The sequence below is a fragment of the Mesorhizobium sp. P2_H9 genome, assembly GCF_056403215.1.
The window spans coordinates 288431-301449 of sequence record NZ_JBFUFX010000010.1 but is presented as its reverse complement, the minus strand read 5'-3'; the positions used below and the strand labels follow the sequence as shown (position 1 = coordinate 301449).

The following is a 13019-nucleotide window of genomic DNA, read 5'->3' as shown; positions in this document are numbered from 1 at the left end:
GACGCGAGGTCGTGGCCCGTTACGCTTGTGGCTTCGGGGCCGTCCGAGTGTCGCTTACGCGGCTCTCTTGAATTCTCACAAGGGCTTTCTCAGAAGCAAACTGCTTCGCCGCCAGCGGCGCACCGCCCTCGTTCGTGAGGCGTATATAGTCGCCACCCATCCAAACTGTCAACACCACTCAACCATGTTTTTGAACTTTTTGCGACAGAAGTTTTGGAGCCAGCGGACTGCCCCAGGGGAACATTGGGGTTGCCAAGAAGGAGCCCTATTGCCGCCGCATTGCCGTTCGACACCAAGACCAACAAAGAAGGCGCAGCGCGACCCGCGCGGCGCTTTCTTATAAGAGACCAAAGCGGGGTCTGCGTACCATCGGTTGGCACCTCTTATAAGAGAGCAAAGACGCCTCTCAATAAGGGGCTGTAGGACAGAGCGTGTGAGTGGGGATTTCGCCGCTTCGTTGACTTCACTCGCCGTGACAGGCAAATGTCATGGCCCAACAAAAGCGACAAGCCGTTCCGCCCGGGGAAGAAGCAGCCTTTCTGGATGCCAGACACGGAAGATGTCATAGCCGTACTCGGCAACGACCCGCCGCTGATCGCGGACGGTCGCAGCGGCCCGCCCGACCGGCGCGAGGTCTCGGCGCGTTGGCTGTCGGGCACCTTCCTTACCGGCGTCACCTCGAGCGTGCTGATGGGCGTGGCGCTGTTCGCCGCCCTTGACGGCCGCCAGCAACTGGCGACGCCGCCCGAGATCGCCGAGCTGATCAGCGTTGCCAATGGCGATGATTCCGGTGAAGTCGCCAAGACCACCAGGCTGGTGCCGCCGCGCCAGATCGCCAAGGCCAAGGACCGTCGGCGTATGGAGGTGTCGATGGTGACCAAGGTCGGCGACCGCGACGTCATCCACACCATGCCCTTCGTGCAGATCAAGATGGCGCTTGCCGCCGGGCATACGACCAATCGCCCCTATCCGCCCTTCGACCCGATGCAGGTGTTTGGCGACGACGGCGACGACAATGCCGGCCAGCCGGCAACCGCCGCGGCTACCGCCGGCCAGATCTATGGCGCCAAGGTCGAAAGCGAGATGAGCCTGAAGACGGTCGACTTCCCGATGGAGACGGCGGCCTTCGACGAAAAGAGCGACCTGTCCGCCGACGAGGTGGAGAAAGTGGTGCGCGAGGCCGGCTCGGACCTAAGCGACGGCGCCGTGCAGGTCGCATCGCTGCATTATGTCGATCCGCAGAGATTCGGCGATGCCTTTGCCGAAAGCATGGCCGGCTCCTACGACGTCAAGATCGTGCCGGAGAACGTCTCGGTGTCGCCCCGCGCCATCGCCGACGACCAGACGCCGGCTTTCGCCGAGGAAATCATTCCCTTCACCAAGGACCGCGACATAACAGAAGCCTTTGCTGATTCGGGCTATACGGGTGATGACGCCACCGGCATGGCCGAGGCGATCGCCAAATTGCTCAACGCACCGGCGCTCAAGGCAGGAACCGTGCTGCGCGTCGGTCTTGAGGTGCATGGCGACGCCGCCAAGGTGGTCCGCACCAGCGTCTACGACAAGACCACGCATATCGTGACCATCGCGCTCGACGATCACGGCCAGTATGTGCCGGCGCAGGAGCCGGAACCCAATCCCGAATTGCTGACGGCGTTCGACGACTCACCGCCGGTGGTGGTGCGCGGCAATCTGCCGAACATCTATGACGGCATCTATCGCGCCGCCTATTCCTACGGCATGTCGAAGAAGATGACCCAGCGGCTGGTCAAGCTGCTGGCATCAGGCGTCGACTTCCAGTCGCGGCTCAATCCGGCGGATCGCCTCGAAGTGCTGTTCTCGCAGCCGGACGGCGACGACCAGGCGTCCGACGAGTCTGAACTGCTCTATGTGTCGTCGACCTTCGGCGGCCAGACGCGCAACTTCTACCGCTTCCAATTGCAGGACGGCAGCACCGACTATTTCGACGAGAATGGCTCGAGCGCCGAGCAGTTCCTGCTGCGCAATCCGCTGCCCAACGGCAGATTTACCTCCGGGTTTGGTGCGCGCAAGCACCCGATCCTCGGCTATGTCCGTATGCATACAGGCACCGATTGGGCCGCTCCGATTGGATCGCCGATCATCGCCGCCGGCAACGGCGTCGTCGAGAAGGCCGGCTGGGCTGGCGGCTACGGCAAGCAGATCATCTTGCGCCATGCCAATGGTTACGAGACGTCCTACAATCACCAGAGCGCTTTTGCCAAAGGCATCGAGCCGGGCGTTCATGTCCGCCAGGGCCAGGTCATCGGCTTTCTCGGCCAGACCGGCCTCTCCACCGGTCCACATCTCCATTACGAGTTGATCGTCAACGGCACCAAGGTCGATTCGATGCGAGTCCGCCTGCCGGTCGGCAAGGTGCTGAAGGGCGACGACCTGGTTGCCTTCAAGCGCGAGCGCGAGCGCATCGACGACCTGCTCAAGCAGCAGGACAGCAACTCGCTTAAGGTCGCGAGCGCCAAGATCGAAGGTTAACCCTTCGCGCCCCCGAATCTGTGCCTTCGAATCAGTGCTCTCGAGTCAATACAGACGAATCAGCTCTGCCGTTTTTCTGGGCGGGGCGACCATGGCATCCGCTCGCCGGAAACGGTCGTCCAGGCAATAACTGCCGAAAGCAGGCAAAGCAGTGCGGTGACCCAGGCGATGGCCGAGAAGGCCGCATCGCTGGCGGCGAGCCGCGTTGCATCGAGTTCGGGCGGGATGCCGCCCATTGCCGGTTCACCAAAACCCGGAATGCCTGATCTGACGCTGATATCCAGCACCGTCGAATAGACTAAGGCGGCGAGCGACCCCATCGCCGCCACCGCGATCAGGCCGCCAATGCGCGACACCGCATTGTTGATGCCCGAGGCAGCACCGGTATCCTTGTCCTCGACCGCTGTCATGATCGCGGTCGACAGCGGCGACACGACCAGCGCCATGCCAAGCCCCATCACCGCCATTAGCGGAAAAACCCCGGTCCAGAAACTGTGCATGCCGGCATGGCTGAGCCAGGCAAGCCCGGCAAAGGCGCTGGCAACGACCAGACTGCCTGTGGCGATCGGAAAGCGCGGCCCGATGCGATCGGACCATTGTCCGACCGGACCCGACAACAGCGCGATCGACGCCGACAGCGGCAGGAAGATGAAGCCGACCTCGGCCGTGCTGAGCCCCCATCCGGCAATCAATAGCATCGGCAGGTAGAACAGATTGGCCGACAGCGCGAAATAGAGGAAGAAAGTTGCCACATTGGCGCCGGCGAAAGCGCGTATGCGAAACAGCGACAGGTCGATCATCGGCTCACGCTGCCGGCGCTCGAAGACAATGAAGAGGACGAGCAGCCCCGCGCCGGCGGCGATGCTCGGGCCCGACATAAGTCCCTCGCCCTTGCCGCTCATCGAGGTCAGGCCGTAGGCCAGCGCCCCGAACGCCAGCGTGGCCAGCGCCGCACCGCCGAGATCGAGGCTGCGCTTTTCCGTTGGCGCATCGGCCGGGATCTTGGCCAGCAGCAGATAGATCGCGAACAGGCCGAGCGGCAGGTTGACGGCGAAAATCGCCCGCCAGATGCCATCGCCGAAAGCCGACAGGACGAGGCCACCCAGCACCGGGCCAAGTGCGGTGGTCAGCGCCGAGGCCGCCGCCCAGATGCCGATCGCCCTGCCGCGCTCCTTCTTCGGATAGGCCTTGGCGATGATGGCGAGGCTGCCCGGCACCATGATGGCGGCGCCGATGCCCTGTATCGCGCGAAAAGCAATAAGCACACCCGCGTTCGGCGCCACCGCGCAGGCCAGCGAAGACACGATGAACAGCGCAATGCCGGCGACGAAGGCACGCCGCAGGCCGAATCGGTCCCCGGCCGCACCTCCGGCGAGGATGAGGGCCGACAGCGTCAGTGCGTAAGCGTTGGAAATCCACTGCGCCTCGGCAAGGCTGGCGCCGAGATTGACGCGGATCGCCGGCATGGCGATGGCCAGGATCGAACCGTCGATGAAGCCGAGCGCCGAGGCCAGGATCGCCGCGATCAGCACAAAACGGCGCTGCGCTTGCGGACAAAACGAATCGCTTGGAAGGGAACCGGTCAGGGGGATGGCGGCAGCTTCGCTTGGAGATTTCATGCAGCTTGCTTAGACCTGCAATGCGCCGGCAACAACCGGCCAGCGAGCGACCCACATTGAAACCAGATTCGGCAACGGCCTGACCGCGTGGGCAGGATGTCGCCGATCCCGGTGCAAACCGCGAATCTCATGCTAAGTTTTTCGGAGCAACCCAAAGAGGGAAAAACACATGAAGCGACCGCTCGAACCGTCTGCGGAGGCGCGCGGGCGCGTCGTCGGCATCACCGATGGCGTCTTCGCCATCGCGCTCACCTTGATCGTTCTCGAAATCAGGGTGCCGGCGCACGAAATGGTCCACTCGGAAGGTGAGCTGCTTTCGGCCATCACGGCCCTGGCGCCGCGCTTTCTGACCTATGCGCTCAGCTTCCTGACGCTGACCATCTTCTGGTTCGGCCAGCAGGCGCAGCATGGGTTGATCGCCAGGTCAGACCGGCGCCTTGCAACGCTGAACCTGTGTTTTCTCGCCTTCATCGCTTTGCTGCCGTTCTCGACCGACCTTCTGGCCGACTTTCTCGAATTCAGGACAGCGGTGCTGGTCTACTGGCTCAATCTGCTGATGCTGGGCGTGACGCTGTTCGCCAGCTGGCGGTATGCGGAGAAAAACGGCTTGGTCGCCGAGGACGTCGACGCGGAAACCAGGCGCACCGTCTATATGCGCATCGTCAAGGCGCAGATCCTGTGGGCGGTCGGTGCCGCGCTGTCTCTCATCAGCCCCTTGCTCAGTGTCGGCTTCATCCTGGTTGTGCAGCTGATCTATGCCACCGCGTTGCGTGGCTCATTGCTGCGCAAGATCATCGGCTGACGATCCGCCGACGAACTCGACCGTGACGCCCGGCGAAACGATCTTGGCCAGTTCGCGCGCGTCCCAGTTGGTCAGGCGCACGCAGCCATGGCTTTCGGTCTTGCCGATCTTGGAGGGTTCCGGCGTGCCGTGAATGCCATAGGTCGGCTTGTCCAGCGCGATCCACACCGAGCCGACCGGGCCGTTCGGGCCGGGCGGAATGGTCAGCACCTTGTCGTTTTCGCCTTGCTTGAAATTGATGTTGGGGTTGTAGGTGTAGTTCGGATCGAGCGCGATCCGCGACACCGCATGGATGCCGGTGGGTGACGGCGTGTCCGCAGAGCCGATGGTTGCAGGGTAGGCTGCGATCAGCTTGTCCGCCGCGTCATAGGCGAAGACTTCCTTCTTGCCCTTGTCGGCGACGATGCGGGCAACCGGCGTCGCCACCAGCTTTCCGAAATTGGCGACCTTGATGATCGTTCCGGGGCGGTTGAAATCGGCCTCCGGATTGAGCGACTTCAGGTAGGCCTCATCCATATGGAAGCGCTCGGCCAGCGCTTCGGTGACGGAGGTGTAGCCCATGCGATCGAGCTGCGCCTTCTTGCTGTAATCTTCCGGTATCGAGGCGACATAGGGGCCGGCGGCGTCCTCCGGTGTGATGGTATAGGAGGCGAACGCATCACCGCCGGATTGCGCAAGGGCTGCCTGGATGCCGACCGCATCGGTCGACTTGAGATTGCTGCCGGTGATCTCGTTGTAGGCGGCGAGCGCTTTGTCGACATTGGAGCCGAAGCGTGCGTCGATGACACCGGGCGAGGCGCCGGCTCGGTCGAGCAGCACCTGCAGGTTCGCCACGTCCTGGCGTGCGCCGAGCGAAAGTGACGGATCGACCGATGCCTTGCCGTCCGTCTTTGGCGGCAGTGCACCTTGCTCGGTCGGCTCGACGGGGTCTATCGAAGCCTCGTCCAGCGGCTGGCGCTTGACAGTGCCCGGCTCCTCGGGCTGCGAAATCTCCGGATTGATACCACCACCCTGCGGCGGATCAGGAAAGGCTTGCTCCGAATTGTCGCCATAAGGACCGGATTCTTCGACCTGCGGCTCGATGATGATGTTGCCATCCTCGTCCAGCCGCTTGCGGCGGTAGCGCGCCATGTCCTCGGGATTGTCGAGATAGTAGCGGTCGTCATCTTCRACGGGTGCACGTCCGAGTTCGCGTGCCCGCAGTTGGCGGCGCAACGCACGGCGGTCGAGCCTGGTCTGCGGCGGCTGGATGGCGATGACCTTGCCGGACTCCGCATCGACGATGACGCGGTTTCCTCTGGCATCGTAGTAGACATCGAAATCGCCGTTCTGGGCGACAAGCACGCCACCGGCGTCGTCAGCGCGAACAGCCCGCGGCGCGGTGTCCTGCGTCGGCGCGGCGAGCGCGCCGGAAGATACGAGCCCAACGGCGAACACCGAAAGGGTGAAGATCGTGCGGAACATCGTTGCCAAACTCTCCGGTCCGTAATTGCCGCCGCCCGGCAGTGTCCTGCAAGGCGAACCCTTCGCCAGCAAACCAGTTACCCCACCATAAGGTTCCAACATGAACCGGGCATGAAGATGGCGGATTTCCGGCGGTTACAGGCCTAATTCCACGCGCGTCTGCTTCGTCAACTTCAACACGACAAGGCGATGGCTTTCGCGCAGGTAGTCTTTCAGCGCATCATCATCCATGCTCTGGCTTGTCTGACGCTGGATCCATTTCATGCCGCGCGAGGCGAGATAGGGCGCCGGCCGCAGGCCCGGCTGCTCCTTCAGTATGTCATAGGCAATCTCGGAACATTTGAAGGTGACGAAGGGTTCTCTCCCCTCGTCCCAGCCGCCGATGGCAAAAACCTTGGCTCCGACCTTCCATACATGGGCGCCGCCCCACTGGACGACATGGTGTGTCGAAGGCAGCGAGGCGCAGAAGCCGTTGTAGTCGTCCAGCGTCATCCGCGCCCCGCCATTTTATGAAACGCAGCCTGGGTTCAGGCTGCCGCCTCGGTCGCCACCACCGTTGGCTTCGACCGAAAATTCAGCCGATCGGAGCCGGCGGTGACCTTGACGGTCGAACCGTCGAGGATCTCGCCGAGGAGGATCTTCTCCGCCAGCGGGTCCTGCAGTTCCTTCTGCATCACCCGCTTCAGCGGCCGCGCGCCATAGGCCGGGTCGTAGCCCTTGGCCGCCAGCCAGTCGATCGCCTCCTGATCGAGCGACAGCGTAATCTTGCGCTCGACGAGCAGGCTTTCCAGCCGCTTGAGCTGGATCTCGACGATGCGGCCCATATCCTGCCGGCGCAGCCGGTGGAACAGGATCACCTCGTCGACGCGGTTGAGGAACTCCGGCCTGAACGACGCCTTGACGACATTCATCACCTCGTCGCGCACGACGTCGACATCCTGGTCTTCATTCAGATTGACCAGGTATTCGGCACCGAGATTCGACGTCATGATGATCAGCACGTTGCGGAAGTCGACGGTGCGGCCCTGTCCGTCGGTCAGGCGGCCGTCATCGAGCACCTGCAGCAGCACGTTGAACACATCCGGATGCGCCTTCTCGATCTCGTCGAACAGCACGACCTGATAGGGCCGGCGCCGCACCGCTTCGGTCAGCGCGCCGCCTTCCTCATAGCCGACATAGCCGGGAGGAGCGCCGATCAGCCGGGACACCGAGTGCTTTTCCATGAACTCCGACATGTCGATGCGCACCATGGCGCCTTCGTCGTCGAACAGGAAATTGGCCAGTGCCTTGGTCAGTTCGGTCTTGCCGACGCCTGTCGGCCCGAGGAACATGAACGAGCCGATCGGCCGGTTCGGATCCTGCAGGCCCGCACGCGCACGCCGCACCGCCTTGGACACCGCCTGCACCGCTTCGCCCTGGCCAATGACGCGCTTGCCGATCTCGTCTTCCATGCGCAACAGCTTGTCGCGCTCGCCTTGCAGCATCTTGTCGACCGGAATGCCGGTCCAGCGCGACACGATATGGGCGACGTGGTCGGGCGTGACCACTTCCTCGACCATGCCGACCTTGCCGTCCTGGGCTTCGGCCTGCTTCAGCTGCTTTTCCAGTTCCGGAATGCGGCCATAGGCAAGCTCGCCGGCGCGCTGGAATTCACCCTTGCGCTGGGCAATGGCAAGCTCGTTGCGGGCCTCGTCGAGCTCCTTCTTGAGATCGGCGGCAAGCCCGAGCTTCTGCTTTTCGGCCTGCCACTTGGTGGTGATCTCGGTCGATTCTTCCTCGAGGCCGGAGAGTTCCTTTTCGAGGCGGGCGAGCCGGTCCTTCGACGCGTCGTCCTTCTCGACCTTGAGCGCCTCACGCTCGATCTTGAGCTGCATGATGCGGCGATCGATCTCGTCCAGCGCCTCGGGCTTCGAATCGACTTGCATCCGCAGCCGCGACGCGGCTTCGTCGACAAGGTCGATCGCCTTGTCCGGCAGGAAACGGTCGGCGATGTAGCGGTTGGACAGTGTTGCCGCCGCAACCAGTGCCGAATCCGAGATGCGCACCTTGTGGTGCTGCTCGTACTTTTCCTTCAGGCCGCGCAGGATCGACACCGTGTCTTCCACCGTCGGTTCGTCTACGAACACCGGCTGGAAGCGGCGAGCAAGCGCTGCGTCCTTCTCGACATGCTTCCTGTATTCGTCGAGCGTGGTCGCACCGACGCAATGCAGTTCGCCGCGCGCCAACGCCGGCTTCAAAAGGTTCGACGCGTCCATGGCGCCATCCGCCTTGCCGGCACCGACCAGCGTATGCATCTCATCGATGAACAGAATGATGTTGCCGTTGGCGGAGGTGACTTCGGACAGCACAGCCTTAAGCCGCTCTTCGAACTCGCCGCGATATTTGGCGCCGGCGATCAGCGCGCCAAGATCAAGCGACATCAACTGCTTGTCCTTGAGCGATTCCGGCACGTCGCCATTGACGATGCGCAGCGCCAGCCCTTCGGCAATCGCCGTCTTGCCGACGCCGGGCTCGCCGATCAGCACCGGATTGTTCTTGGTGCGGCGCGACAGCACCTGGATGGTGCGGCGGATCTCGTCGTCACGGCCGATGACCGGGTCGAGCTTGCCAGCGCGGGCATCCGCGGTGAGGTCGCGCGCATACTTCTTCAGCGCGTCATAGCCCTGCTCCGCGCTCGCCGAATCGGCGGTGCGGCCCTTGCGGACATCGTTGATCACCTGGTTGAGCGTCTGCGCGGTGACGCCGGCCTTGGCCAGTATGTCGGCGGTCTTGGCCGACTTCTCCATGGCAAGCGCCTGCAACAGCCGCTCCACGGTGACAAAGCTGTCGCCAGCCTTCTTGGCCAGTTCCTCGGCGGTCGAAAACACTTTGGCCAGCGGCTGCGCCAGATAGAGCTGGCCATTGCCGCCTTCCACCTTGGGCATCGCCTCGAGTGCCGTCTCGACGCCGAGCTTGACGTCGCGGATGGTGCCGCCGGCGCGCTCGATGAGCGATGCCGCCAGCCCCTCATCGTCGTCGACGAGGACTTTGAGCATATGCTCTGGGGTGAATTGCTGGTGATTGCGCGAAAGCGCCATGGTCTGCGCGGACTGGATGAAGCCGCGAACGCGCTCGGAGTATTTTTCAAGGTTCATATCTGTCTCCTTCCATCACCGGCCCGCTTTGCGGCACCGGATCAGATTGCGGTGACGGACCCGCTCGTTCGAGCCGGGTCCTGTTCACGCGAGATATGGTGTATAGGCTACGGTCTCTCAAGACGCCTTGATATCGGTCAACGCACAATATTCCACAGGCCGGCAAAACAAAAACGGCGGAGATTTCTCCCCGCCGTCTAGCGCTATCCGAAAGCCTTGATCGATCAGTTGTCGACGACGACAGCGGCCGGTTCGCCACCATTGTCTTCAGCCGGCGCCGTATCCGCGTCTGCTGCTGCAGTGTCATTGCCGCCATCCACCTGGTCGGCGTGTAGGCGCGGACGGCGCGGACGCTTCGGCCGGCGTGCAGCGCCGCTTTCAGCGGCGGCTTCGTTGAGTTCAGCCTGAGCGGCAAGAGCCGCCGGCGAAAAACTATCAAACATTGGTACGGGCTCGGCCACGAAAACAGGTTCGGCCTGGGACACGAAACTCGCTTCGGTCCGGGGCACGAAACCCGTTTCGGTCTGAGGCACGAAGCCAGTGTCGGCCTGCGAAACGGTTTCCGCCTGCACAGGCGTTTCATTGGGTCGGCTCTGGTCGAAGCGTTGGCCACCCTGCTCATTGCGTGGATTGTCGCCACGCTGGCCGTTCTGGCCGTAGCCACCACCGGGACGGCGGTCGCGATGGCGCCCGCCATTGTTGTCTCGGCCACTATTGTCGCGGCCATTGTTGTCGCGATTGTTGCGATTGTCGCGGCTGTTTTCCTGGTTGAACGCCAGCTCGGCCGGCGTGCCTTCGATGACCGGCTGCGGACCGGCACCGTGATTGACCACCGGAGCCTGCGTCTCATTGCCGTTGTTGTTGCCGGAATTGTCGAAATCGCGATCGTCGTCGCCGTCATCGTCGAAATCGTCGCGGTTCTGCTGCGCGTTCTGGATCGGCAACTGCGCCTGTGCGGCGGCGATGATGCGGTTGTAGTGCTCGGCATGCTGGAGATAGTTTTCCGCCATGACCCGGTCGCCGGAGCTTTGCGCGTCACGGGCAAGGGTGGCGTATTTTTCGGCGATCTGCTGAGCCGATCCACGGATCTTCACGTCCGGGCCGTTGCTCTCGTAGTTGCGCGTCAGGGGATTTGGCCCCTTGCGGTTGTTGTTGTTGTTATTGTTGTTGCCACCGCCGCCGCCATTGTTGTTGCGACCGCGCATGCGCCTGTTCTGCTGTTGTGGCCTCATTCGACTCTCTTCATTTTGAAATTTTCGAAAAACTCTTCACGAACGGAGGCGCTCATGCAGCCAGCCGTTTCGTTTCTTCACCGGCGTTCGCCCGCATCAATTGCGTTGGCGCCACGTGTCATCCTGTTCCGGTTACATCACTTGCCGGACGATTCCCGCACGAAGCTTGGGCGTCGTTTGCGCAAGAAGGCAGCTATTTCCAAGGAAAACCGAATCGCTAAGAGCACTGCCTGCTTCGTCTCATCCGGTTATGGCGACCCTAGCCGCATTCCCCGGCATTGCCAAGCGCTTTTTTCGCACTGCATCAAGGCATTCACAGTTCAAAGATCAAAACCCTGTCGTTACCACCAAGATCGCGGAACGCCCCGGCCAGCACATAGCCGGCCGATGCGAATATATCTGTAACGTCTTGGCGCTGCGTATGGCCGATCTCGACTGCTATCCTGCCTTCAGCTTCCAGAAACCTTGCCGCCTCGGCGGCGATGATCCTGTAGGGGCCAAGACCGTCCGCGCCGCCATCAAGGGCCTTGTGCGGGTCGAAATCGCGGACTTCATCCTGCAGATTTCCAATGTCTTGAGACCGTATATAGGGAGGGTTTGCGGCAATTACATGGTATCGGCCGCAAACTTTTTCGAACCAGTTGGAGTGGAGCGCCTCGAACCGGCCGGCAAGACCCAGATTCCACGCATTGCGCATGGCGGTTTCCAGCGCGCCCTCTGAAACATCGACGCCGGTGGCGATGGCGGCCGGTACGGCGCTGAGTAGTGCCAGAGCAATGGCGCCGGTGCCGGTGCCAAGATCGAGGATGCGGCATCCGCCTTGCTGCTCCGCTGTCGTCTTGACCAAGGGCAGGATCGCCTCGACCAGCGTTTCGGTATCCGGCCGCGGCTCCAGCGTGTCCGGCGACAGTGACAGCCGCAAGCCGTAGAACTCGCGAAACCCGAGGATGCGGTGCACCGGCTCGCCCAGGATACGCCGGCGCAAGGCGGCATCAATCGCGGCGACCATGCCGGCATCGACCGCCTGCTCCGGATTTGCGATAGCCTGCGTGCGGCTCGTGCCGGAAAAATGCTCGACGATCAGCCTGGCATCGAGCGCCGGATCGGCGACACCGGCCAGCGCAAGTCGTTCCCGCGCCGCCTTGAGCAGCAGCCCGAGCTTGCCGGGCAAGATATCAGCCATCGACGCCCATATCGGCGAGCAGCTTCGACTGATGATCGGCAAGCAGCGCGTCGATGATCTCGTCGAGTTCGCCCATCATCACCCGCTCCAGCTTGTAGAGCGTCAGATTGATGCGATGGTCGGTGACGCGGCCTTGCGGGAAATTGTAGGTGCGGATGCGCTCCGAGCGGTCGCCCGAACCGACCTGCGACTTGCGCGATTCCGAGCGCTCCTCATCGGCCTTGCCGCGTTCGAGGTCATAGAGCCGCGCACGCAGGATCTGCATGGCTTTCGCCCGGTTCTGGTGCTGCGACTTTTCCGCCTGCACCACCATGATGCCGGTTGGCAGATGGGTGATGCGCACCGCCGAATCGGTGGTGTTGACGTGCTGGCCGCCGGAACCCGAAGCGCGCATCGTATCGATTCGGATGTCTTCGGCCTTGATGTCAATGTCGACCTCTTCAGCCTCGGGTAGCACCGCGACCGTCGCCGCCGAAGTGTGGATGCGCCCGCTGGCCTCGGTCGCCGGCACGCGCTGCACGCGGTGCACGCCGGATTCGAACTTCAGATGGGCAAAGACGCCCTTGCCCGACACAGTGGCGATGATTTCCTTGAAGCCGCCGGCATCGCCGTCGCTGGCCGATGCCGCCTCGAAACGCCAGCCGCGTGCCGCCGCATAGCGCTCATACATGCGAAACAGGTCGCCGGCGAACAGTGCCGCCTCGTCGCCGCCGGTACCGGCGCGGATTTCCAAAATGGCGTTCTTGTCGTCGGCGGCATCCCTGGGCAGAAGCAGGATCTGGATGTCCTGCTGCAGCGCCTCGATGCGCTCCTTGACCGCTGGCAGATCGGCCTCGGCCAGTGCTCGCATCTCGGCGTCGGTGCCCTTGTCGGCGAGCATCGCCTCCAGATCGGCCTGCTCATGCTCGGCCGAGCGCAGCGACCGGACCTTGGCCACCATGTCCTGGATCTCTGCGTATTCCGACGCCATTTTCACATAGGCGTCGGCAGCCGGCCCGGCCGACATCTGCGCTTCGAGCATCTCGAAACGCTTGACGACTTGATCCATACGGTCGCGGGGCAGGTTGATCATGG

Annotated in this window: 9 protein-coding genes; 2 read left to right on the top strand and 7 right to left on the bottom strand. The window is 62.8% G+C overall.

Features of this window, described 5'->3' with window-relative positions; all coding sequences use genetic code 11:
• Positions 1–543 precede the first annotated feature (543 nt).
• Positions 544–2511: a M23 family metallopeptidase gene (locus AC1DXN_RS21105; RefSeq protein WP_477271100.1), complete on the top strand. Its 1968-nt coding sequence runs from the start codon at positions 544–546 to the stop codon at positions 2509–2511.
• Positions 2512–2570: 59 nt separating this feature from the next.
• Here the strand turns inward: AC1DXN_RS21105 and AC1DXN_RS21100 are convergent, their stop codons facing one another.
• A complete protein-coding gene (locus AC1DXN_RS21100) occupies positions 2571–4130 on the bottom strand; it encodes an MFS transporter (protein ID WP_477271098.1) in 1560 nt (519 codons plus the stop codon).
• Positions 4131–4299: 169 nt separating this feature from the next.
• Between AC1DXN_RS21100 and AC1DXN_RS21095 the strand changes: the two genes are divergently transcribed.
• A complete protein-coding gene (locus AC1DXN_RS21095; RefSeq protein WP_477271096.1) occupies positions 4300–4932 on the top strand; it encodes a TMEM175 family protein in 633 nt (210 codons plus the stop codon).
• On the opposite strand, the gene AC1DXN_RS21090 is transcribed toward AC1DXN_RS21095, so the two are convergent.
• From AC1DXN_RS21090 to prfA, 6 genes are all read right to left on the bottom strand, one after another.
• Positions 4906–6396, bottom strand: a complete 1491-nt coding sequence (locus AC1DXN_RS21090; RefSeq protein ID WP_477271094.1) for a L,D-transpeptidase — start codon at positions 6394–6396, stop codon at positions 4906–4908. The genes AC1DXN_RS21095 and AC1DXN_RS21090 overlap by 27 nt on opposite strands.
• 135 nt (positions 6397–6531) lie before the next feature.
• Entirely contained in the window at positions 6532–6888 is a 357-nt protein-coding gene (locus AC1DXN_RS21085) for an MmcQ/YjbR family DNA-binding protein (RefSeq protein WP_477250063.1), read from the bottom strand.
• Between the two features lie 35 nt (positions 6889–6923).
• Positions 6924–9530, bottom strand: a complete 2607-nt coding sequence (clpB, locus tag AC1DXN_RS21080) for an ATP-dependent chaperone ClpB (protein ID WP_477271092.1) — start codon at positions 9528–9530, stop codon at positions 6924–6926.
• Positions 9531–9754: 224 nt separating this feature from the next.
• Positions 9755–10762, bottom strand: a complete 1008-nt coding sequence (locus tag AC1DXN_RS21075; RefSeq protein WP_477271090.1) for a DUF4167 domain-containing protein — start codon at positions 10760–10762, stop codon at positions 9755–9757.
• 313 nt (positions 10763–11075) lie between these two features.
• On the bottom strand, positions 11076–11945 hold the full coding sequence (prmC, locus tag AC1DXN_RS21070; protein ID WP_477271089.1) for a peptide chain release factor N(5)-glutamine methyltransferase: 870 nt from the start codon (positions 11943–11945) through the stop codon (positions 11076–11078).
• Positions 11938–13017, bottom strand: a complete 1080-nt coding sequence (gene prfA, locus AC1DXN_RS21065; protein WP_477250056.1) for a peptide chain release factor 1 — start codon at positions 13015–13017, stop codon at positions 11938–11940. The genes prmC and prfA overlap by 8 nt, the downstream gene beginning before the upstream one ends.
• Between the last annotated feature and the right edge of the window lie 2 nt (positions 13018–13019).